This is a genomic window from Pseudomonas sp. IB20 (assembly GCF_009707325.1).
Classification (GTDB): Bacteria; Pseudomonadota; Gammaproteobacteria; order Pseudomonadales; family Pseudomonadaceae; genus Aquipseudomonas.
In genome coordinates this window covers 4,132,871-4,155,996 of sequence record NZ_CP046103.1, presented here as the reverse complement: position 1 = coordinate 4,155,996, position 23,126 = coordinate 4,132,871, and the positions used below count along the sequence as shown (strand labels likewise).

Here is a 23,126-nt window from a genome sequence, read left to right as displayed (position 1 = left end):
ATGTGGGAGCGAGCAAGCCCGCTTCCACATTTGCCCCTCATTGGTTTCAGGAGTGGCGTTACACCTTGAACTGATCCATCAGCTTCATCTGCTGGCTGGCCAAGGCGTTCAGTTGGCTGCTGATCGCCGCCGACTCGGTGGCCTGGCTGGTAAGGGTTTCGGTCACGGTGCGGATCGCCGAGACGTTGCGGTTGACCTCTTCGGCCACGGCGCTCTGTTGTTCGGCGGCGCTGGCGATTTGCAGGTTCATGTCGCTGATCACCGTCACCGCATCGCTGATCTTGCCTAGCGCTTGCACCGCTTGATGGATCTGCCCGGCATTGCTCTGGGCTTGGTGCTGGCTGGAATGCATGGTCGCCACCACGCCACGGGTGCCGCTCTGGATGCGCTCGATCACCAGGCGAATCTCTTCCACCGAATCCTGAGTGCGTTTGGCCAGGTTGCGTACCTCGTCGGCCACGACCGCAAAACCCCGTCCGCTTTCTCCGGCGCGCGCCGCTTCGATGGCGGCGTTGAGTGCCAGCAGGTTGGTCTGTTCGGCAATGCTGCGGATCACTTCCAGCACCGAGCCGATCTGTTCGCTGTTCACCGCCAGGGCTTCCACTTCGCCTACGGCCTTGCTGACTTCTTCGGCGAGGGTGGTGATGTCGCGGGTGCTCTGTTCAATGATCGCCATGCCGTCACGCGCCGACTGGTCCGCCCCGCGTGCTGCGCTGGCGGCGTTGGAGGCGCTGCTGGCTACTTCGTGGGCGGTGGCGCTCATTTCGTTGGAGGCGGTGGCGACCTGGTCGATCTCGCGGAACTGCACCTGCATGCCTTCGCTGGTCTGGCGCGCGATGGCGGACGACTGATCCGCCGTGCCACGTGCCTCGGTGATGCTTTGCTTGATCTGCGCGATGGTCGGTTGCAGCTTGTCGAGGAAGCGGTTGAACCAGTTCGCCAGCTCGCCCAATTCGTCTTTTTTGGCGTAGGTCAGGCGCTGGGTGAGGTCGCCTTCGCCGCTGGCGATGTTCTTGAGCATCACGGCCACGGTATTGATCGGGCGGGTCACGCCGGTGGCGGTCAGCCAGATCAGCAGCAAGCCCAGCAGTGCGGCGGCGGCACCGACCAGCAAGGCTTTGAGCGTGCCGGCAGCCTGGGCTTTGTCGAGTACGCCTTGCAGTTTCAAGGTGTCGGCAAGCATCACGCTCTTGGGCAGTTTGATCACGATGCCCCAGGACTTGGCGTCGGCAATCGGCTTGACCGGGTACACGGTGCGAATCGTGTCGTCTTGCTCGCGGATCGTGCGCGTGTCGTTGGCCAACAACTGCACAATCTCTTTGCCCTCGGCACCGAGGGTGTCCATCAGGTTTTTGCCGACTCGGGCCGGGTCACCGCTGTAGGCCGCAATCAAGCCGGTGCTGGAGATAATCTCCAGGTGCGCCGCGCCGTCGAACAGTTCTTTCTGGGCGGCATCCGACGAGGCTTGCAGGGTATTGAGGGCGATATCGATACCGATAACACCGATGACTTTACCGTCGACGATCAGCGGCAGGGAGATGGTGGTCATCAGCACCTGTTTGCCGGCCACTTCATCGGAATACGGGTCAAGCAGACAAACGTTGCGCGTGTCCCGTGGGCAGGTGTACCAGATGTTGTAGGGCGTACCGCTGAGGTTGGGGGTGGTCTTGGTCAGGTCGTCCTCGACCATTACCGTGTTCAGGCCATCTCCAGCGGCGCAGCTCCAGTAGCTGGAGAAGCGGCCTTTTTCGTTGGAGACGCGGGCTTTATCGTCGACAAACTCGCTGTCCTTGCCATCCAGACCGTTAGGTTCGAACGACAGCCAGATCCCCAGCACCTTGCTGTTGCGTTCGAACGCGGTTTTAAGACTTTGGTTGAGTTCCTCACGCAGGGCGCTCGGTTCCAGCGAGCGTTTGCTGGCGAGGGCGCGCAGGTCCTTGACCTGATCGGCCAGTGCTGTGACCACTGCCAGATTTTCGCCAAAGGTTTTCTGCAATTGCACTGCTTGCTCGGCGGCTTTGGCTTGCAACAGCTGTTGCACGCTTTGGGTGAGCATTCGCGAGCTTGAATCGCTGATCAGTTGATCATTTTGGTTGGTTTCGTACAGGTTGATGCTGATGATCAGCGCAATCACCCCCACCAGGCAAAGGCCAGACAGCAGCACGATTTTCAAGCGGATGGAGAGGGTGTCGAACATAGGTTCACTCGCGAATAGTCTTGTTGGTGTGCAAGCTGGGCGAGCCAATTCCATTCGGCGCTATGTCCGAAACATCGGCGCATCGAGATGTTTCATGAGGGAAAAGCGATGAGCGGTAGGTAAAAGACTACACGCCTCGCTACACGGGCGTTGCAAGCCGTTCCGGGCGTGACCAGATCCACAGGTTGCCCAGGCTCATACCGGCAATCGCCAGGTAAATCGGCCAGCCGTGATCGAGCATCACCAGCATCAAGACGGCACACAGCAGCATGCTCACGGTGGCGCTGACTTTGGCGCGGCGCGCGATGATTTTGCCGTTGCGCCAATTGAACAGGATCGGCCCGAACAGCCGGTGGTTTTCCAGCCAAGCGCTCAGGCGCGGCGAACTTTTGGTCGCAGCCCAGGCGGCGAGCAGAATGAATTCGGTGGTGGGCAAACCCGGTATGACAATCGCTACCAACCCAATGCCCAGGCTGACGTAGGCCAGCAGGCCGAAGAGGATCTGCGCGATTTTTGAGGTGGATTGGGTTTTGCCGGTCATGGGTAGGGTGATCACAAAAATCAGTTTGAAATGGGATTCAAATGTGGGAGCGGCGGGGCGACGATTCGACTTGCCGCTCCATTTAAATGGATTCAAATGTGGGAGCGGCGGGGCGACGATTCGACTTGCCGCTCCCACATTTTTAATCGCATTCCAGCAGTCAGGCCAGTTCAGGGGCGTTAGCGTACGCCTGTTCCAGCAGCACGGTGAAGCGCACAAACGCGTCGATCGCACCTTTTTCTACCGCGGCTTCTTCTTCGGCGCTGAATACCAGGCCATCGAGGGTGCGGGTGAAGCTTTTCCAGCCTTCTGCGCGACCACCGGCCGGCTCGCCAAGATGGCGAGCACCGAAGGTTTCGCTCAGGCCCAGGCCCACGGCGCGTTTGATCAGGAACGCAGCGCCGAGCTTGGAGCCTTCGGACACGAACAGCCAACCCAAGGCTTGCGCCTTGCTCGGGTTCTTCACAGCGCCGGCGACCGGTGCAGGCACGTCGGTGTCCAGGTCGATCAGGTCCAGCTTGGCGGCGTCGGCGCGGCAGCGCTCAGCCAAGTCCGGGACGATCTTGATCAGCTCAGGGTCGTTGTACAGGGCCACCAGTTCCGATTGGAACAGGTACTGCGCGACCACGAAGCGGGCGAAGTTAGCTTGGGTTTCGAATGGGGCGTGAGCTTTGACCAGCGCGTCGAGCTTGGTGTGTGGCTCGTTGGTGATCTGGTTCAGGCGCTGGGAGCGTAGGCTTGGGCGTTCTGCGGTAGGGGAAGCGGTCATCGAAAAAGTCCTTGAGAAGAGTAGCGCCTGGGTGCCCTAAAGAGAGCTGTTATCAACTAGACGAACAAGAAGACGCGGCACAGTAAAAAATCCTCACCTCGCCGCTGCAATGCTGGCGAGGTAAGGGACGGCATTTGGGTGAAGTGCTGTCAGATGTCCCAGATCAGGTTGATCGCGAAGTTGCGCCCGGGCTGGGTCAGGCGGTCGAGGTTGGCCGGGCCGGTCACAGCGGCTTCGCCGACGCTGTCGTAGCTGCGCACGTCATCCCAGTTCCAGTATTTTTTGTCGGTGAGGTTGTAGAGGCCGCCGTTGAGGGTCACGTCGTTGGTGACTTTGTAATAGGCGGTCAGGTCGAAGACGCCGAAGCCTGGCGTCTTGAACGGGCCGTTGGTGTCGCCGTCGGGGGCGTGGAAGGTCGTGCTGTCGACGCGGTTCTGCTTTTTCACCAGGGTCCAGCTCAGCAGCCCACCATAGGTGTCCTGATCGTAACCCAGGCCGAACACGCCCTTGAGCGGGTTGACGCTGTTCAGCGCCTCGCCGTTGTCGTCGTTACGGCCGTAGGCGTAGGAGATCGAACCTTGGGTGTACAACCCCTGCGGTGCGCCGAATGCATCCAGGTTCAAACGGCCCTTGGCCTCTGCGCCTTTAATGGTGGCACGCTTGATATTCACGGCCTGGAACTGTTCGACAGTGCCGCCGACCACGGCGTTGTCTTCGTCGATAAAGTCGCGATACTTGTTGTAGAACACCGCGATGTCGAAGGAACCCTCGTCGAACTTGCCGCGAATCCCGGTTTCGATGCCTTTGCTGGTTTCCGGCTTCAGGTCAGGATTAGGCTCGACGGTGTAGCCCAGGTTGAGGTTTTCAAAGCGTCCGTACAGCGCCTTGGCTGACGGGGTGCGGAAACCCTCGGCGTATTGACCGAACCAGGTGTATTGATCGGTCAGCGCGTAGGTCAGGCCGAACTTGGGCGTCACACGGTGCCAGATTTTTTCCTTGTCGCTGACCGGGTCCTTGCCGGTCGGGTTGACGGTGTTGAGGAATTCCTGGGTCAGCTTCGGCTTGAGCTGGGTGTAGTCGTAGCGCACAGCAGGCAGGAAGGTCCATTTGTCCCAGCTGATCTGGTCCTGTGCGAACAGCGAGTAGGTGCTGATGGTCGGGTCCGGGAAGTCACTGGCCTTTTTTACACTGTCGCCGGCGGAGGGGCTGGGCGCGCCGATGGCCGTGCAACCCGAACCGACGGCGAGGCAGGAGGCTGAACCTTCGCGGGAGCCGGTGACTTTCTGCTGCTTGAGTGTGGTGCCGTAGGTGACGTGGTGATCGGTTTCACCGAGGCTGAAAGCCTTGTCCAGTTGGGCGTCGAAGACCCACTGTTTTTCTTCGTAAAGCGTGTCACGGGTACGCAACACGCGACGACCGGCCTGGTAGATCTCGGCGGTGGTCTGGTCGGTCTTGGCGATCTGGTAATTGAGGCTGGTCTTGATGCGATCGGCCATCGGTGATTCGAGGGCGAAGGTGTTTTCCAGGCCGAAGCGTTCACGGGTGATGGTGTCGTTGCCCGAGCGGGCGCGGTACAGATTCATCCCCCGACCACCGATAAACGGGCCGCCCACGGCGTTTTTCAGGTTTACGTCGCGATCATCCTTGAACTTCTCGTACGTCAGGCCCAGTCGGTTGTCATCGCCGTAATTCCAGCCCAACTTGGCGAGGATATTGGTGGTGCGCGCATCTTCCGGGTTGGCGCCGGTGCGGGCCAGGCCGGTGGCGTTGTTGCCATCGTAGGACTCCATTTCGTGGCCGTTGCGCTGGCTCAGGTGCAGCAAACCGTCGACGTCCTGCACGCGGCCGGCGACGGTGCCGGAGGTCAGCCAGCTTTCATCGGCGGAGCTGTAGCCGGTCTTCAAGCGGGCGCCGACGTCCTGGCCGGGCTTGATGATGTCATCCGGGTCGAGGGTGAAGTAACTCACTGCGCCGCCGATGGCGCTGCTGCCATACAGGGCCGAGGCCGGGCCGCGCAGGATTTCCACGCGCTTGACGATTTCCGGGTCGACGTAGTTGCGGCGGGTCTTGGCGTAAGGGCCGTTGAAGAAGTTGTCCGGCACTTCCACGCCATCCACCTGGGTGAGGATGCGGTCGCCGTCGATGCCGCGAATGTTGTAGCCCGCGTTGCCGGCGCGGGTGCCGGCGCCACCGACGGACACGCCGGGTTCGTAGCGCACCAGTTCGTGAATGGTATTTACGTTCTGGCGGTCCAGCTCTTCGCGGTCGTGCACGCTGACGGTGCTCGGCACACTGTTGACGTCCTGCTCGTTACGCGTGGCGCTGATGGTCACCTGTTGCAGGTTGAGCACGCTGCCGGCTGCGCGTTTTTCCAGCACGATGTTGTTATTGCCCAGTTTGCGGTAGTTCAGGTTGGTCCCCACCAACAGCCGGTCCAGGGCTTTTTCCGCTGACAGTGGGCCGCGTACGCCAGGGGACGACACACCCTGGCCCAGCTCCGCCGGCAGGCCGACTTGCCAGCCGGTCACCGCAGTAAATGCATTAAGTGCTGAGACCAGCGGCTGCTGCTCGATGCTGAAGGTGTAGTTGCCGTGGCTGCGGGCGACCGGCTCGGCAGCGGTGGCGGTGGCGGCCATCACGGGCGCGCTGGCCAACAGGATCGCGGCGGTCAGCAAGGACAGGACGGGCGAAGAAGACCGGCGGTTGAAACGAGAGGACATCGAGAGCGCTCCGGAGGTACGAATCTTATAGTTGCGAACCGAATCAAATAGGAATCAGTTGCATTGGCTATAACGAGACGTACCGCCGGTTACCTTCGAGTAAAAATAATTCTCATTTAGTTCAAGATGACCAGCGCCGGGTATTCCGAGAGATTGGCCGAGGTGATGTGCGCCAGCGAGCGCACCACGTCCAGGGGCTGGTCGAGGCGGTAGTTGCCGGTGACGGCGGTGCTGGCGAGCTTGTCATTGGTGTTGACGATCCAGCCCGGGTAGTAGCGGCGCAATTCGGCAAGCACTTCGCTCATCGGGCAATTTTCGAACACCAGCCGGCCCTGGACCCAGGCCAGGTCCTTGCTCACGTCCAGCTTGGCGGGCTGGCCAAAGCCTTTGGGGCCGATACGGATGCTCTCACCGGCGCGCAGGCGCACGCGTGCATCGTCGAAGGTGTTGCTCAGGTCGACGTCACCGCGCTGCACCTGCACTTGCGCCTCGCCGTTGAGGTAGCGCACGGCGAAGTCAGTGTCGCGCACGCTGGCGCGCACCGGGCCGGCATCGATCTCAAGCGGCAGACCGCGGTTGGGCGCAATTTCGAAAAACGCCTCGCCCTGGTACAGGCGAGCGATGCGCTGGTGGTCCTTGATGCTGCTGGAAAACGCCGAGTTGGTATTCAGCAACACTTTAGCGCCATCGTCCAACTGCACGCGCTGACGTTCGCCGACCACCGTGAGATGGTCGGCTTGCAGGCGCACGGGTAGGTTGCTGAAGCTGAACAGGCCGATCAGCAGCACGGCGGCGGTGGCCAAGGGTTTCCAATGCGGTTTGATCCGGCGCCAGGCGCTCGGTTTACGCGGCGCCGCCAAGGCCACGGCGGCGCTGTGTACCGGCGCGCCGCCCCAAGCAGCCTGGGCTTTGTTGAAGGCGTGCAGATGCGCCGGGTCGCTGGCCAGCCAGGCGTCGAACTCGGCCTGTTGCCCGGGTTGCGGGCACTGCAAGGCGATCAGCCAGTCGAGGGCCTGGTCCATAACCGTGTCTTGCAACACCTCATGAGCCAGCTCATGGGGGCGCAGTTTATTCGGGTCCGTCACGGTGTTCCTCGGGTCTTCGCCACGTTCTATTCATCTTTCCTACAGCCTGGATCGATACCTCTGTCAGGTGCAGCTTAAGGCTGATCCAGCCGTTCGGCCACACCTACACAGATGGCCATGATCAATTTCAGTTCCTTTTGCACTGTGCTCAAGGACACTTGCAACTGGTCGGCAATCTCCTGGTAGCTGCAACCGTGCAGGCGGCTGAGGATGAAAATCTGCTGTTGACGGGCGCTCAACTGGCCGAGGCTGACACTCAGGTGTTCGAGCAATTGCTCGGCCTGGGTCGCGTCTTCGGGCGTGCTGATAGGGGCGGCGACGCTTTGCAGCACGTTCAGAGGTACATCTTCCTGCAACGTGCGCGCCTGGATTTTGCGCGAGCGCAGGTGGTCCAGCGCCAGGTTGCGCGCCGTCTGGTAGACGAAGGGTTCGAGGTGGTCGATCGGCCGCTCGCTGAGGGCCCGGGTGACGCGCAGGTAGGTTTCCTGCAACAGGTCCTCGGCAGTGCTGGGGTTATTCACCATCCGCTGCAAGGTACGTAGCAGAATCACCCGTTGGGTGAGAAAGACATGGTTGAAGCGAGATTGGCTCACAGTGCTACCAGATCGATTTGCAGTTAATGATAATGCTTATCATCAACCCAAATGGCAAGTGGCACGTTGAGAGGGGGCGAAGAACCTTGTGGGAGCCGGGGCGGGCTGCCCGCGATGCAGACACCTCGGTATTTCAATCACACCGAGGCGATGCTATCGCAGGCAAGCCAGCTCCCACAGGGGATCTGCATTGGTCAATTACTCGGCGTTACACAGCGCCAAGCAGTTATCCAGCATCCGGTTGGAGAAGCCCCACTCGTTGTCGTACCAAGCCAGCACTTTCAGCAACTTGCCACTGACTTTGGTGTGATTGGCATCGAAAATCGAAGACAGTGGGTTATGGTTGAAGTCACTGGAAACCAGCGGCAGGGTGTTGTAGCCAAGGATTGTCGAGTGCTGACTGGCTTCCTTGAGCAGTGTGTTGACCTGCTCGGCCGTGGCTTCTTTTTTCAGCTGCACGGTCAGGTCAACCAGCGACACGTTGATCACCGGTACACGCACCGCCATGCCGGTCAGCTTGCCCGCCAGTTCCGGCAGCACCAGGCCCACTGCTTCAGCGGCGCCGGTCTTGCTCGGGATCATGTTCTGGGTGGCCGAGCGCGCGCGGTACGGGTCGGTGTGGTAGACGTCAGTCAGGTTCTGGTCGTTGGTGTAGGCGTGAATGGTGGTCATCAGGCCGCTTTCAATGCCCAGCTCGCGGTGCAGCACCTGAGCCACAGGCGCCAGGCAGTTGGTGGTGCAGGATGCGTTGGAGATGATCTGGTGGGATTGACGCAAAATGTCATGGTTCACACCGTAAACCACGGTGGCATCGGCGCCTTTGGCCGGGGCCGAGATGATCACCTTGCGCGCGCCGGCGCTAATATGGGCGGCAGCTTTGTCACGGTCGGTGAACAGACCGGTGCATTCGAACACCACGTCGATCTTGTGCGCAGCCCACGGCAGGTCGGCTGGGTTACGAATGGCACTGACGGCAATCCGGTCACCATTGACGGTCAGGCTTTCCTGATCGTGGGCAACCTCTGCTTCGAATGTGCCATGTACGGTGTCGTATTTGAGCAGGTGGGCGTTGATCGAACTGTCGCCCAGGTCATTGATGGCGACGATCTGCAAATCCTGGCGGTAGCCTTGGGTATACAGTGCGCGCAGGACATTGCGGCCGATACGGCCAAAACCATTGATTGCGATACGAAGAGTCATTGGAAAGTGCCTGTCGTCGATTTGTTGTAAGAATTACAAGATTATTCGCATAAAAATAGAAAACAAGCCTTTTTAGTGGCAATATTTTGTTCAATCTACAACGAGTGACCTGAATCAACTGGTCCGATTGGTCAAGTAACACCCTGCCAACCTCTTCGCGGCGGGCGTTTGACCAGCATAGACTCTCAGGTCGCCACATCCGTTAGCCTGGAGTTCTATACATGCATCCCCGCGTTATTGAGGTCACCGAACGGCTTATCGCCCGCAGTCGTGCAACCCGCGAGGCTTACCTTGCGCTCATTCGCGGCGCAGCCAGCGACGGCCCGATGCGCGGCAAGCTGCAATGCGCCAACTTCGCCCACGGCGTGGCCGGTTGCGGCACTGAAGATAAAAATAGCCTGCGAATGATGAATGCCGCCAACGTGGCAATTGTTTCGTCATATAACGACATGCTCTCGGCGCACCAGCCGTACGAACATTTCCCTGAACAGATCAAGACCGCCCTGCGCGAAGTCGGCTCGGTCGGCCAGTTCGCCGGCGGCACGCCTGCCATGTGCGACGGCGTGACCCAGGGCGAGCCCGGCATGGAGCTGAGCCTGCTCAGCCGTGAAGTCATCGCCATGTCCACGGCGGTAGCGCTGTCCCACAACATGTTCGATGCCGCGCTGATGCTGGGCATCTGCGACAAGATCGTCCCGGGCCTGATGATGGGCGCATTGCGTTACGGCCACCTGCCGATGGTCTTTGTACCGGGCGGCCCAATGCCGTCGGGCATCTCCAACAAGCAGAAGGCCGACGTGCGCCAGCGCTACGCCGAAGGCAAGGCCACCCGCGAGGAGCTGCTGGAGTCGGAGATGAAGTCCTACCACAGCCCTGGCACCTGCACCTTCTACGGCACCGCCAACACCAACCAGTTGCTGATGGAAGTGATGGGCCTGCACTTGCCGGGCGCCTCGTTCGTCAACCCGTACACGCCGCTGCGTGATGCGCTGACCCGCGAAGCTGCGCATCAGGTCACGCGCCTGACCAAGGCCAACGGCAACTTCACGCCGATCGGCGAGATCGTCGACGAAAAATCCATCGTCAACTCCATCGTCGCGCTCAACGCCACCGGCGGTTCCACCAACCACACCCTGCACATGCCGGCCATCGCCATGTCGGCGGGCATCATCCTCACCTGGCAGGACATGGCCGACCTCTCCGAGGTGGTGCCGACCCTGTCCCACGTGTATCCGAACGGCAAGGCCGACATCAACCACTTCCAGGCAGCGGGCGGCATGTCGTTCCTGATCCGTGAACTGCTTGAAGCCGGTTTGCTCCACGAAGACGTCAACACCGTGGCGGGCAAGGGCCTAAGCCGTTACACCCAGGAGCCGTTCCTGGTCGACGGCGAGCTGATCTGGCGCGAAGGCCCGATCGAAAGCCTCGACGAAACCATCTTGCGTCCCGTGGCCCGTGCGTTCTCGGCGGAAGGCGGCCTGCGCGTGATGGAGGGCAACCTCGGCCGGGGCGTGATGAAAGTCTCGGCCGTGGCGCCAGAGCACCAGATCGTCGAAGCACCGGCTGTGGTGTTCCAGGATCAACAGGATCTGGCCGATGCGTTCAAGGCTGGCCAGCTGGAAAAAGACTTTGTCGCGGTGATGCGCTTCCAGGGCCCGCGCTCCAATGGCATGCCGGAACTGCACAAAATGACGCCGTTCCTCGGTGTGTTGCAGGACCGTGGCTTCAAAGTGGCGTTGGTGACAGACGGGCGTATGTCCGGCGCGTCGGGTAAGATCCCCGCCGCGATTCACGTCAACCCCGAAGCTCAGAGCGGCGGGCCGCTGGCGCGGGTCAAAGATGGCGATATCATTCGCGTGGATGGCGTGAAGGGCACCTTGGAGCTTAAGGTGGACGCCGAAGAATTTGCAGCGCGCACGCCTGCCACGGGCCTGTTGGGCAATAACGTGGGGGCGGGGCGTGAGCTGTTTGCATTTATGCGCTTGGCCGCAAGCTCCGCAGAGCAGGGCGCCAGCGCCTTTACCTCTGCCTTGGAGACGCTTAAGTGAAGCTAGCGCTGGTCGGTGACATCGGGGGTACCAACGCCCGTTTTGCGTTGTGGCAGGATCAGGCGCTGCATTCGATCCGCGTGCACGCCACGGCGGATCACCACAGCCCTGAGGAGGCCATCAAGGTCTACCTCAAGGAAGAAGGCCTGGACATCGGCGCCATCGGCGCGGTGTGCCTGTCAGTCGCGGGGCCTGTGAGTGGCGATGAATTTAAATTCACCAACAATCACTGGCGCCTGAGCAAAACGGCATTCTGCAAAACCTTGCAGGTCGATGAGCTGCTGCTGATCAATGACTTCTCGGCCATGGCCCTGGGCATGACCCGCCTCAAGCCCGACGAATTTCGCGTGGTGTGCGAAGGCACGCCGGAACCGTTGCGCCCAGCCGTGGTGATCGGCCCGGGCACCGGCCTGGGTGTCGGCACCTTGTTGGATTTGGGGGGCGGGCGCTTCGCTGCGTTGCCGGGGGAGGGCGGGCATGTCGACCTGCCGCTGAGCAGCCCGCGTGAAACCCAGCTGTGGCAGCACATCTACGCTGAGATCGGCCACGTCAGCGCCGAAACGGCCTTGAGCGGTGGCGGCTTGCCGCGCGTGTACCGCGCCATTTGTGCGGTTGACGGGCATACACCGGTGCTGGACACGCCCGAAGCCATTACGGCAGCCGGCCTGGCCGGCGACCCGGTGGCAATGGAAGTGTTAAACCAGTTCAGCGTTTGGCTGGGCCGCGTCGCGGGGAACAACGTGCTGACCACCGGTGGACGCGGTGGCGTGTACATCGTGGGCGGGGTGATTCCACGGTTTGCCGACTTCTTTATCAACAGCGGTTTTGCCAAGAGTTTCGGCGACAAGGGCTGCATGAGCGACTACTTCAAAGGCATTCCGGTGTGGTTGGTGACCGCGCCGTATTCCGGGTTGACCGGGGCTGGAGTTGCACTGGAGCAGGCTTTTGCGTAGGCCATGAGGGCGCTATCGCAGGCGGCTCCTGAAAAATGTATTTCAAATGTGGGAGCGGGCTTGCCCGCGATAGGGCCTGAAGGGCAACAAATGACTTAAGCTTGGCCATAACAACAAGGAGGACCCCGTGAGCGTAATCAGTAAATCGATTCTCCTCGTCGACGACGACCAGGAAATCCGCGAATTGCTGCAAACCTACCTCAGTCGCGCCGGCTTCCAGGTGCGTGGCGTGCCGGATGGCGCGGGGTTCCGCCAGGCGATGAACGAGGCGCCGTGCGACCTGGTCATCCTCGATGTGATGTTGCCCGACGAAGACGGTTTCAGCCTCTGCCGCTGGATTCGCCAGCACCCGCGCCAGGCGCAGGTGCCGATCATCATGCTCACCGCCAGCTCCGACGAAACCGACCGCGTGATCGGCCTGGAACTGGGTGCCGACGACTACATCGGCAAGCCGTTCAGCCCTCGCGAGCTGCAAGCGCGAATCAAAGCCCTGTTGCGCCGTGCCCAGTTCGGCCAGGAGCGCGGCAGCGGTGGCGATGTGTGGGTGTTTGATGAATGGCGCCTGGACATGGTCAGCCATCGTTTGTTTCACGTCGACGGCGAAGAGGTGATTCTCTCCGGCGCCGACTTTGCCCTGCTCAAATTGTTTCTCGACCACCCGCAACAAATTCTCGACCGCGACACCATCGGCAACGCCACCCGTGGCCGCGACCTGATGCCGCTGGACCGCATCGTCGACATGGCCGTCAGCCGCCTGCGCCAACGCCTGCGCGATACCGAAAAACCGCCACGGCTGATCCGCACCGTGCGTGGCAGCGGTTATCAGTTGGCAGCCAGCGTGGTTGCCGGCAATGCCCACTGAGCATGTGACCGAACGCCGCCGTTTTCCAGTGCCGCGCTCGCTGCTGGGGCGCATGCTCCTGCTGACCTTGCTCGCGGTGCTGTTCGCCCAGGCGCTGTCCAGCGTGATCTGGGTCTCGCAATTGCGTGCCACCCAGCTCGAAGGCCTGGTCACCAGCGCCCGCAGCTTGGCGCACTCGATGACGGCCAGCGTGAGTTATTTCCGTTCGCTGCCCGTGGCCTATCGCCCGCTGGTGCTGGATCAGTTGCGCAGCATGGGCGGCACGCGTTTTGTGGTGACCCTCAACGACCGACCTTTGGATATGCAGATATTGCCGCAGACCCCGCGCAAACAGGCGGTGCTGCAAGCGGTAGACGAAGTGTTGCGCCAGACCCTGGGCGGCGATGTGCATATCTCGGTGGAGTTCGTCAGTGCCGAGGACCTGCGTATTTTCAACGCCGGTTTGAAACTCGATGAACTGCCGCGCTCCTGGGCGCATTACGCGCTGACCCTGGAGCCGGTGAACCCGCCGGTGCTGGTCACCCAGATCCAGCTGGCGCCGGGCGAATGGCTGTACATCGCCTCACTGTTGCCCGAGCCCTACACCAGCCTTGAAGAACAAGGCCTGCCCTCGCAACAGGTGTGGTTCATCGTGCTGACCAGCGGCTTCCTGTTGTTGTTTATTGGCCTGTTGGTGCACTGGCAGAGCCGGCCACTCAAGCGCCTGGCGCTGGCGGCGCGGGATATGTCACTCGGCGCGGACGTGGAGCCGGTGGCCGAAGGCGGCGGCAGTGAAGTGGTGGAAGTGGGCCGTGCGTTCAATGCCATGCGCGAGCGCATCAGCCGTTACTTGACCGAGCGCAGCCAATTGTTCAGCGCGATTTCCCACGACTTGCGCACACCGATTACCCGCCTGCGCCTGCGCGTGGAACTGCTCGAAGACGAGAACCTGCAAACCAAATTCGGCCGCGATCTGGATGAACTGGAGTTGCTGGTGAAGGGCGCGCTGCAATGCGTGAAAGACACCGACATCCACGAAAACATCGAGCCGGTCGACCTCAATCACGTGCTTGACTGCCTGGTGGAACCGTACCTGGCGCCCAATGGTAATGGCCGCATCACTCAGGACGGTCGAGCATTGGCGCCGTATGCGGGCAAGCCGCTGGCGCTCAAGCGTTGCATCGGTAACCTGATCGACAACGCGTTGAAGTATGGGCAGAACGCGCATTTGCACATCGAAGACGATGGCGCGGAATTTATCCTGCACGTGGATGACGAAGGGCCTGGCGTACCGGAGCAGCGCCTGGAGCAAGTCTTTGAGCCGCACTTTCGGTTGGCTGGGCAGCAGCAGGGTTATGGGTTGGGGTTGGGCATTGCGCGCAACATTGCCCACAGCCATGGTGGTGAAGTGAGTTTGCAGAACCTGCGTGAGGGTGGTTTGCGAGTGACGCTGCGGTTGCCCCGGACCCTGGACTAAAGAACACCGAGGATCAAATGTGGGAGCTGCGCTGAGTCAGATACTTTGGCGCAGTCTGCCCCGGACCCTGGACTAAAGAACACCGAGGATCAAATGTGGGAGCTGCGCTGAGTCAGATACTTTGGCGCAGTCTGGCCAGATCCCGCAGCGGCGGCGCCCCAAACAACCGGCTGTACTCCCGGCTGAACTGCGACGGGCTTTCATACCCCACCCGATACCCCGCCGCCGAAGCCTCCAGGCCTTCGGCAATCATCAGCCGCCGCGCCTCCTGCAAGCGCAACTGCTTCTGGTATTGCAGCGGGCTCATGGCGGTGATCGCCTTGAAGCGGTGGTGCAAGGTCGAGACGCTGAGGTTCACTTCCTTGGCCAGGTCATCAATGCGCAGCGGTTGTTCATAGTTGCTGTTCAACCACTTGATCGCCTGGCTCACGCGATGGCTCTGACTGTTGGCCACGGCGATTTCATACAGCCGATAGCCCTGCGGCCCACGCAGCAAACGATAAAGAATCTCGCGGTTGATCAACGGCGCGAGCATCGTGATGTCTTTGGGGCTGTCCAGCAGGCGCGCCAGGCGCAGCACCGCGTCGAGCAGTTGGGAGTCGATGCAATCGACGTACATGCCGCGCGATGTCGGGCGCGAGGGCACGCCCATCGGGCCGGCCTCGGCGATCAGCGCCGTCAGCTGCGCGGGGTCGATGTTGATGCGCACCGACAGGTTCGGGTCTTCGGGGGTGGCGTCGATGATCCGCCCGGCCACCGGCATGGCGACCGAGAACACCAAATAGTTAAGCGGGTCGTAGGCAAAGATTTCGTCGGCCAGGCGCACTTCCTTGCTGCCGCTGGCGAGGATGCACAGCGCGGGCTCCACCAGCACCGGCATGAAGTCGCGTGGCGTGTTATGGCGGTTGAGGAACAGTGAGGTGATTGCGGTGCCGTAGGAGCCGTCTTCCCAGGTATGCCGATGCACGATGCTGGCCAGTTCGGCGCGCTGTTTTTCCGTCTCGGCATCGAGGGGAATGGACTTATGTTCCGGCGACGGCATTGGGGCGTCCTCTACACACTTCTTTGATGGGCCAAGCTTAGCGGCGGTGTTTGAAAAGGTGTTACGTCGATTCTGCACAATCCTTGCCTGATCCTGCGATAAGTTGCGAATCAGGCAAGTGCCGCGCCTGTCATCTCCCTGAAACACTGAGCATGAGCCTGGAATAAACCTCAGGGGCCCTACGTCTCGCCTGCGCTTCTCGCAGGATTGTGCAATAAGCCGGCAGGAATTGACTAACCGCGCCCACACCCGCGCCGTTATCTTTGATCCTGTGGCAACACGCCCTCACAGTGCTTGCCGAGCATCACTTCTCAACGGGAGAGTTGAACATGTCCACCCCCATTCCCGCGAGCCATATGGCCTTTATCCGCGCCCGTACCGGGTGCAGCACCGAACTCGGTGCACGCTTGAGCAGTTTGATCGAACCGGGCCGTCAGGCTCAGGGTTGCCTGCAATTCTCGTTGCAGCACTCACAGGTCGACCCCGATGTATGGCTGGTTTCGGGCTTCTGGAGCAGCGAGCAGGCGATGAGCGCCTACTTCAATTCTCCCGCCCTGATGATCTTTACCGAGCTGTTGAACGACAGGGTGTTGCGCAGCATGGACTTCCAGACCTTTACCGATGCATCCGCTGCGCATGCCTATGGCGAGTACCTGCAACTGGCCGGCTAGTGCTTTAGAATGGCCGACTTACCCATTGGCCAGGACCTGCAACATGGCACGTAAACAATTTGCCCACCACGAAGCTGTTTCCGCCTTGGTACGTGAAGAGGCGGGTGGCTACAGCGCTGCCATCGCCGTAAAGGCACTGGATGGCATGGGCGCACCGCGTTTTCACAAGATCCTTGATGGGCAGACGTTCAAGACCGCCTCCGACGCTGATGATGCGGCTACCGTGCAATTAGAGCGGTTGATCGATGTGGACGAAGAGGGTCAACTGACCTGGGCAACTGCCGCCAGCTAACGCCCTTTCTGCTGATCAACATAGACCAAATGTGGGAGCCGGGCTTGCCCGCGATGAGGGCGTAATGGTCGACCTGGAACCCGGCTCCCACACTGGTCTGTTGTGTCTGTTGGGAAGTATTCCAATCAGCGAGGGCGATACATCTTGAACAACGCCTCCGGCCCCAACTGGAAGTAATCCGCCGGCCCACCACCGCGCAAGATCGGCTCCGCGGCGGCGGTGTCGTAGACCCCATCCTTAAGCAGCCACTTGGCAATGTGCACCGCGACCACTTCGCCCAGTACCAGCCAGCTCGGTACCAACTCTTTGTCGGCGCGCTGCAGCTGAATGATCTGCGTCACCTTGCACTCGAACGACACCGGGCTTTCGCCCACGCGCGGCACGCCGACGATTTTCGACGCCACCGGCGTCAGGCCGGACAGCTCGAACTCATTCACATCCGGCGATACCGCCGCGCAACTCTGGTTCATCTGCTCGGCCAGTGGGCGGGTGGCCAGGTTCCACACAAACTCGCCGGTCTGCTCGATATTGTTCAGGCTGTCTTTGCGCCCGACGCTGGAAAACCCAATGATCGGTGGAATGTAGTTGAACGCATTGAAGAAACTGTAGGGCGCCAGGTTCAGGCGGCCTTCGCGGTCGTGGGAGGAAATCCAGCCGATCGGCCGAGGGCCGACGATGGCGTTGAACGGGTCGTGGGGCAGGCCGTGGCCGTTGGCGGGCTCGTAGAAATGGATATCGTCAGACATGGGCCGGGGTTCCTGCTGCGGGGTTCTGGGAGGTAGCCATAGTGCAATCCATAGCGGCGAAATTCCATTGGCTGGATGGAATTTTCATTGATTGCCCACCTATTTTTCACAGCGTCCGGTTCAGTCTGCGCGCCAGGTCGATACCCCCTATAAGTCGGCCCAATGAAAGACTGAGCTTCGGAGCCTTGCGCATCATGAACAAACTTCCTCAGATCACCCTGGCGTTCTGGGTCATGAAAATCTGCGCAACTACCCTGGGCGAAACCGCCGGGGATTTGTTGTCGATGACCCTGAACGTTGGCTACGCCATCAGCTCGATGATCCTGATCAGCGTGTTTCTCGTCACCCTGGTGACGCAACTCTGGTCGAAAACCTACAACCCGGTGCTGTACTGGATCGTGATTTTGTCCACCAGCACGGCCGGCACCACGATGTCGGACTTTATGGACCGTACGCTGGGCCTGGGGTATGCCACGGGGTCGATGATCCTGATCGTGATCCTGATGATCATCTTTGCCGTGTGGCACCTCAGCGGCGATTCGCTGAATGTGAACAAGGTGCAGACCTTGCGGGGTGAGTTGTTTTACTGGATGGCGATTCTGTTCTCCAACACCTTGGGCACCGCGTTGGGCGACTTCCTGGCGGACGATTCCGGGCTGGGCTTTGCTGGCGGCGCCTTGCTGATCGGCTCGGCCATTGCGGTGGTGGTGGCACTCAAATACTTCACTCAACTGTCGTCGGTGCTGTTGTTCTGGGTGGCGTTTGTGCTGACGCGACCGTTTGGCGCGACCCTGGGCGATTTCCTCACCAAGCCCCATGAAAAGGGCGGGCTGGATTTCGGCACCATTGGTTCATCGGCGGTGTTGGCGGGCGTGTTGGTGGTGATGATTGCCGGCGCGTCGTATGCGCAGCGTCGGTATGGGCGCGCCGCATTAGCGGACGTGTCCTGATTCAAAATGTGGGAGCGGGCTTATGTGGGAGCCGCGCGCGTCAGGTACCTTGGTTTATCAGGTAGACCGAGGTGATGCTATCGCAGGCAAGCCAGCTCCCACATGTTTTAGCGCGATAAACCTTTAGTCCGTAGTAATCCGCGAGTGCTTGCGCGTGTCCTTCATGGTCACGTAAACCACCAGCGACACCGCAATACATGCCGTTACATACCAGTAGTAACCGGTTTCCATGCCAATGCTCTTGAACCACAGTGCGATGTATTCAGCGGTACCGCCGAAGATCGACACGGTCAGCGCATACGGCAGGCCCACGCCCAGGGCGCGAATCTCCGTAGGGAACAGCTCGGCTTTCACCACCGCGTTGATCGAGGTGTAGCCGCTGACGATGATCAGCGCCGCCATGATCAGGAAGAACGCGCCCCACCAGCTTTGGATGGTGTGCAGGGTGGTGAGAATTGGCACGGTGAACAGCGTACCGAGTATGCCGAAGGCGATCAGGATCGGGCGACGGCCGACTTTGTCGGAGAGCCCGCCGACCAGGGGTTGCAGGCACATGAACAGAAACAGCGTGGCGGCTGAAATGGTGGTGGAGTCGGAGATGCTCATGCCGACGGTGTTCACCAGGTATTTCTGCATGTAAGTGGTGTAGGTGTAGAACGCCAGGGTGCCGCCCATGGTCAGGCCGACCACCGTCAACACTTCCTTGGGGTGGCGCATCAAGGTGCGCATCGCGCTTTCCTTGGCTTTTTCCTTTTTGGTGAACGACTCGGTTTCTTCCATGCCACGACGCAGGAACAGCGCGACCACTGCGCACAGCGCGCCGATGGCGAACGGGATGCGCCAGCCCCAGGCATACAGCTGCTCGGTGGTCAGGGTTTGTTGCAGCACGATCAATACGGCCAGGGCGATGAGTTGGCCGGAGATCAGGGTCACGTACTGGAAGCTGGAGAAGAAACCGCGACGTTCCTTGGTCGCCATTTCACTCAAGTAGGTGGCCGAGGTGCCGTACTCGCCGCCGACCGACAGGCCTTGCAGCAGGCGTGCGAACACCAGCAGGATCGGTGCGCCGATGCCGATGGTGTCGTAACCCGGGGTCAACGCGATCAGCAGCGAGCCGAAGCACATCAGCAATACCGAGGCCATCAGCGCGGCCTTGCGGCCCTTGTAGTCAGCGTAGAGGCCCATCAGCCAGCCACCGATCGGGCGCATGATGAAACCCACGGCGAAGATGGCGGCGGTGTTCATCAACTGGGCGGTTGAGGAGCCGGCGGGGAAGAAGGCTTTGGCGAAGTACAGCGAGAAGGCGGCGTAGACGTACCAGTCATACCACTCGACCATGTTGCCGACGGAGCCGCTGAAGATCGATTTGATCCGGCTGGACGTCGTGCGTTCTTTTGCCGGCGCAGCCACCGACCCCAGAGGCAAGGTGTTGGAGTTATCCATTGAAGGATCCTTCATCTAATTGTTTTTGTGGAGCGGCGCGAGCGCTGCCTGGTTCGGCTATAGCAGGAGCTGTGCCAAGTAGATGAAGGCCCGGTTTAGAAGGGTTTCAGAATATTTTTGAGCGGAAAGTCGCTGATGGTTTGAGGGTGATGAGCGGAAATCCGCTTATGGCTACTGGCCTCATCGCAGGCAAGCCAGCTCCCACAGTTGAATGTGTTCACAAATCAAAATGTGGGAGCTGGCTTGCCTGCGATGGCGTCTGTGAAAACAACACAAAAACCGGCCTACAGAAACGTATCCCGCACCAACCCATGGCGCTGCATCTTTTCATTGAAGGTTCGCCGCGGCAGTTGCAACTCGGCCAACACCGCCTTGATATCACCCTTATGCCGAACCAGCGCCGCTTTCAGGCAGTGCGCTTCAAAGGCCTCCTGCTGCGCCGCCAACGATTGCCCCGCCTCGATACCTTCCGGCTCCGGCTCACCCAGGCCCAGCACTTGGCGTTCGGCAACGTTAGCCAGCTCACGCACGTTGCCCGGCCAATCATGGCTGAGCAGCCGCCCCAGTTGCGCGCCGCTCAAGGGTTCGGCGCTACGCCCCAGCCGCTCGGCGGCGCTGTGGGCAAAGTGGTCGAACAGCAGCGGAATATCTTCGCGGCGTTCGCGCAACGGCGGCAGGCGCAGTTGCGCGACGTTCAAGCGATACGCCAAATCCTCGCGAAACCTTCCGGCGCGGGCCTCTTCCAGCAGGTCCGGCTTGGTGGCAGCGATGATGCGCAGGTCCACGTGAATGCTTTGGTTCGAGCCCAACCGCTCCAGCTTTTGCTCCTGCAACACACGCAGCAGTTTCACTTGCTGCGCCAAGGGCATGCTTTCGATTTCATCCAGGAACAGCGTGCCGCCGTGGGCGTATTCCAATTTGCCGATGCGCTTGCCCTGGGCGCCGGTGAACGCGCCACTTTCGTGGCCGAACAATTCGGCCTCAAACAGTTGCTCGGGGATGGCGGCGCAGTTGAGCGCTACAAATGGCTTTTTCGCGCGCGGGCCGAAATCATGCAGGCAGCGCGCGACCAGCTCTTTACCACTGCCGGTCTCGCCACGGATCAACACATTGACCGGCAAACTGGCCAAGTCGAGCACCTGGCGGCGCAAATTCTGCAAACCGCGGGACACGCCCAGCAGGCTGGATTCCAGTTGCGCGCGATGGTCGGCCTGTTGATGCAAGCGACGGTTTTCCAGGATCAGCCCGCGTTTGTCCAAGGCGCGGCGCAGGCTGTTGAGCAAGGCGTCGGGGCTGAAGGGTTTTTCCAGAAAGTCGTAGGCGCCGTCGCGCATGGCTTCCACCGCCATCGGCACATCGCCGTGGCCGGTCAGCAAGATCACTGGCAAGTCGGCATCGCGGCGTTGCACTTCGGCCAGCAGCTCCAGGCCGCTGAGCCCGGGCATGCGCACGTCGCTCAAGATCACTCCGGGAAAGTCCTTGGGCAGTTGCGCCAGGCACTCTTCGGCGCGGCTGAACAACTGCACCGCAAACCCCGACAGGCTCAACCATTGTTCGACGGCCGTGCGAATGCTGGCTTCGTCATCGACCACAATCACTGCGTTCAACATAGGTCGGGCGTCTCCAGCGCAATCGGCAAGGTCAAGGTAAATACTGCGCCGTCGCCACGGTTGCCGGCGAGCAAGCGCCCGCCCAGTTCGTGGACGATAGCGTAGGACACCGCCAACCCAAGGCCGAGGCCGTCGCCCACGGGTTTGGTGGTAAAAAACGGGTCGAACACGCTGTTCAAGTGTTCCTCGGCAATCCCGCCGCCGCTGTCGCTGACGGTCAACTGCCACAGTTGCTGATCGGCGTGCAGGCGGATTTCCAGGCGTTTGCGCGGCTTGTCGGCCATCGCGTCGAGGGCGTTGCGCAGCAGGTTGATCAGCACCTGTTCCAGGCGGATGGCATCGCCGCGCACCCAGGCCGGGCGGGTCAGGTCCAGCACCACGCCGATGGTTTCGTCGCGCAGGCGCGCGTCGAGCAAGTGCAGGGATTGATCGACCACGGTGGCCAGGTCCAGCTTTTCGCGCAGGCCGCTGGGGCTTTTGCGCGCGAAGGTCTTGAGGTGGCCGGTGAGTGCGGCCATGCGCGTGAGCATGTCGTCCAGCGGCGTGAGGGCCTTGTAGGCATCGTCCACACGGCCGTGGTCCAGCAGCAGGCGCAGGGTCGCCAACTGCATGCGTTGGGCGGTCAGTGGCTGGTTGATCTCATGGGCGAGGGCGGCGGACATCTGCCCCAATGCCGCCAGTTTGGCCGATTGCACCAACCCATCCTGGGCCGTACGCAGCGCCTGGGTGCGCTCCTCCACAAGCCGTTCAAGTTCTTCGCGGCTGCGTTGGCGCAAACGGGCCAGGCGCCAGCGTTGGGTCAGGAACAGCACCAGGAACACCAGCGCCAGCCAGGAACCGGCAGCGGCGAGGCCGGCATTGCGCTGGTCTTCAAAGGCGAACTGCGGTTTGCGCAGCAGGTGCAAGGTCCAGCCTTCGGCCTTCAGCGGCAGCGATTCCCAGATGTAATTGGCGCTGCCGTCGGGACCGTTGACGCGCATCAGGTGGCTGTTTTCGTCAAAGCGCTGCAACGTTTGCGTGTCCAGCGGCTGCAATTGTTTTTTGTCGTATTGGCGTGTGGCCTTGAGGTCGGCGAGGTCACTGGCCGACAGCGGGCGCAGGTTGCGGTAACGCCAGCCTGGCTGGTTGGCGATAAACACGATGCCGCGCGCATCGCTGACCAGCAGCAGGTCGTTGCCCTGGGCCCACTCGCGCTCAAGTTCGGGGAATTCGAGCTTCACGACCATGGCGCCGAGGAACTGTTCATGTTCATCGACCATTGCGCTGGAGAGGAAGTAACCCGGGATCCCGGTGGTCACGCCCACCGCATAAAAACGCCCGGTGCCCTGGCTCAAGGTCTGGCTGAAATAGGGGCGAAATGCGTAGTTGTGCCCGACATAACTGCTCGGCAGGTTCCAGTTGCTGGCGGCCACGGCCAGGCCGGTGCGGTCCATCAGCTCCAGGGTGGAGGACTGCGCAGCACTGTTGATGCGCTCCAGTTTGCGGTTGAGCAGGTCTTGGGTGGTGTCGCTCAACGGGCCTTTCAACGCGTTGATCATTTCCGAGTCCAGCGCCAGTACGGCGGGCAGGGCGCGGTAGCGTTCGATCAGGGTGTGCAGGGAGTTGGCGTACAGCGCCAGCTGTTGATTGGCGCGGGCGGCGTCGTCTACCAAGGCTTGGCGTTCGGCATGGCGTGTGGCCAAGGCAGCGGCCAGCACCGCACCGGCGATGATCAACAGGGAGTAGAAGGTCAGGCGCAGGGGGCGTGGGATCGCGATCATACGGTGATGAACAGGCACAGTAAGGGGTGAGCACCATAGCATGCACAACGTTGATGTTGTGGGAGCTGGCTTGCCTGCGATGGCATTCACCTCAGGTTCACTGAAAAACCGAGGTGCCTGCATCGCAGGCAAGCCAGCTCCCACATGACCGCGTTCGTCATTACAAAATTACCCTGCATAAAAAAGGC

General features: G+C 60.9%; 19 protein-coding genes. 7 read left to right on the top strand and 12 right to left on the bottom strand.

What is annotated here, in order from left to right; all coding sequences use genetic code 11:
- Positions 1–58: 58 nt before the first annotated feature.
- From GJU48_RS25910 to gap, 7 genes are all read right to left on the bottom strand, one after another.
- Entirely contained in the window at positions 59–2,197 is a 2,139-nt protein-coding gene (locus GJU48_RS25910; protein WP_094952659.1) for a methyl-accepting chemotaxis protein, read from the bottom strand.
- Between the two features lie 139 nt (positions 2,198–2,336).
- The gene (locus GJU48_RS19350) at positions 2,337–2,738 is read right to left on the bottom strand and encodes a YbaN family protein (protein ID WP_094952658.1); all 402 of its coding nucleotides are present in this window, start codon (positions 2,736–2,738) and stop codon (positions 2,337–2,339) included.
- A 160-nt stretch (positions 2,739–2,898) separates the two neighbouring features.
- A complete protein-coding gene (locus GJU48_RS19345; protein WP_094952657.1) occupies positions 2,899–3,507 on the bottom strand; it encodes a biliverdin-producing heme oxygenase in 609 nt (202 codons plus the stop codon).
- Between the two features lie 149 nt (positions 3,508–3,656).
- Positions 3,657–6,227, bottom strand: a complete 2,571-nt coding sequence (locus GJU48_RS19340; protein ID WP_094952656.1) for a TonB-dependent receptor — start codon at positions 6,225–6,227, stop codon at positions 3,657–3,659.
- A 116-nt stretch (positions 6,228–6,343) separates the two neighbouring features.
- A complete protein-coding gene (locus tag GJU48_RS19335) occupies positions 6,344–7,312 on the bottom strand; it encodes a FecR family protein (RefSeq protein ID WP_094952655.1) in 969 nt (322 codons plus the stop codon).
- A gap of 74 nt (positions 7,313–7,386) precedes the next feature.
- A complete protein-coding gene (locus tag GJU48_RS19330; protein WP_094952654.1) occupies positions 7,387–7,905 on the bottom strand; it encodes an RNA polymerase sigma factor in 519 nt (172 codons plus the stop codon).
- 198 nt (positions 7,906–8,103) lie between these two features.
- On the bottom strand, positions 8,104–9,105 hold the full coding sequence (gene gap, locus GJU48_RS19325) for a type I glyceraldehyde-3-phosphate dehydrogenase (protein ID WP_094952653.1): 1,002 nt from the start codon (positions 9,103–9,105) through the stop codon (positions 8,104–8,106).
- Between the two features lie 221 nt (positions 9,106–9,326).
- Between gap and edd the strand changes: the two genes are divergently transcribed.
- The 4 genes from edd to GJU48_RS19305 all read left to right on the top strand — a co-directional run bounded on the left by edd (position 9,327) and on the right by GJU48_RS19305 (position 14,424).
- Positions 9,327–11,153: a phosphogluconate dehydratase gene (gene edd / locus GJU48_RS19320; RefSeq protein WP_094952652.1), complete on the top strand. Its 1,827-nt coding sequence runs from the start codon at positions 9,327–9,329 to the stop codon at positions 11,151–11,153.
- The gene (locus GJU48_RS19315; RefSeq protein WP_094952651.1) at positions 11,150–12,106 is read left to right on the top strand and encodes a glucokinase; all 957 of its coding nucleotides are present in this window, start codon (positions 11,150–11,152) and stop codon (positions 12,104–12,106) included. Before edd ends, GJU48_RS19315 begins: the two co-directional genes overlap by 4 nt.
- A 127-nt stretch (positions 12,107–12,233) precedes the next feature.
- Positions 12,234–12,968 carry a response regulator gene (locus GJU48_RS19310; RefSeq protein WP_094952650.1) on the top strand — a complete coding sequence of 245 codons (735 nt, stop codon included), beginning with the start codon at positions 12,234–12,236 and terminating at the stop codon, positions 12,966–12,968.
- Positions 12,969–12,996: 28 nt separating this feature from the next.
- Positions 12,997–14,424 (top strand): ATP-binding protein, encoded by a 1,428-nt coding sequence (locus GJU48_RS19305; protein WP_371917705.1) that lies wholly within the window; start codon positions 12,997–12,999, stop codon positions 14,422–14,424.
- Positions 14,425–14,536: 112 nt separating this feature from the next.
- Here GJU48_RS19305 and GJU48_RS19300 read toward each other — a convergent pair whose 3' ends face one another.
- Positions 14,537–15,466, bottom strand: coding sequence for an AraC family transcriptional regulator (locus tag GJU48_RS19300; protein WP_094952648.1), 930 nt, complete (start codon positions 15,464–15,466; stop codon positions 14,537–14,539).
- Between the two features lie 329 nt (positions 15,467–15,795).
- Between GJU48_RS19300 and GJU48_RS19295 the strand changes: the two genes are divergently transcribed.
- Both GJU48_RS19295 and GJU48_RS19290 read left to right on the top strand, forming a co-directional pair.
- Entirely contained in the window at positions 15,796–16,137 is a 342-nt protein-coding gene (locus tag GJU48_RS19295; RefSeq protein WP_094952647.1) for an antibiotic biosynthesis monooxygenase family protein, read from the top strand.
- Positions 16,138–16,180: 43 nt separating this feature from the next.
- Positions 16,181–16,429, top strand: coding sequence for a hypothetical protein (locus GJU48_RS19290; RefSeq protein ID WP_094952646.1), 249 nt, complete (start codon positions 16,181–16,183; stop codon positions 16,427–16,429).
- Between the two features lie 125 nt (positions 16,430–16,554).
- Here GJU48_RS19290 and GJU48_RS19285 read toward each other — a convergent pair whose 3' ends face one another.
- The gene (locus tag GJU48_RS19285) at positions 16,555–17,175 is read right to left on the bottom strand and encodes a flavin reductase family protein (RefSeq protein ID WP_094952645.1); all 621 of its coding nucleotides are present in this window, start codon (positions 17,173–17,175) and stop codon (positions 16,555–16,557) included.
- A gap of 194 nt (positions 17,176–17,369) precedes the next feature.
- On the opposite strand from GJU48_RS19285, the gene GJU48_RS19280 reads away from it, so the two are divergent.
- Entirely contained in the window at positions 17,370–18,125 is a 756-nt protein-coding gene (locus tag GJU48_RS19280; RefSeq protein ID WP_094952644.1) for a COG4705 family protein, read from the top strand.
- Between the two features lie 123 nt (positions 18,126–18,248).
- On the opposite strand, the gene GJU48_RS19275 is transcribed toward GJU48_RS19280, so the two are convergent.
- From GJU48_RS19275 to GJU48_RS19265, 3 genes are all read right to left on the bottom strand, one after another.
- Positions 18,249–19,568: an MFS transporter gene (locus tag GJU48_RS19275; protein ID WP_094952643.1), complete on the bottom strand. Its 1,320-nt coding sequence runs from the start codon at positions 19,566–19,568 to the stop codon at positions 18,249–18,251.
- Positions 19,569–19,852: 284 nt separating this feature from the next.
- A complete protein-coding gene (locus GJU48_RS19270; protein ID WP_094952642.1) occupies positions 19,853–21,178 on the bottom strand; it encodes a sigma-54-dependent transcriptional regulator in 1,326 nt (441 codons plus the stop codon).
- The gene (locus GJU48_RS19265) at positions 21,172–22,938 is read right to left on the bottom strand and encodes an ATP-binding protein (protein ID WP_094952641.1); all 1,767 of its coding nucleotides are present in this window, start codon (positions 22,936–22,938) and stop codon (positions 21,172–21,174) included. The genes GJU48_RS19270 and GJU48_RS19265 overlap by 7 nt, the downstream gene beginning before the upstream one ends.
- Positions 22,939–23,126 lie beyond the last annotated feature (188 nt).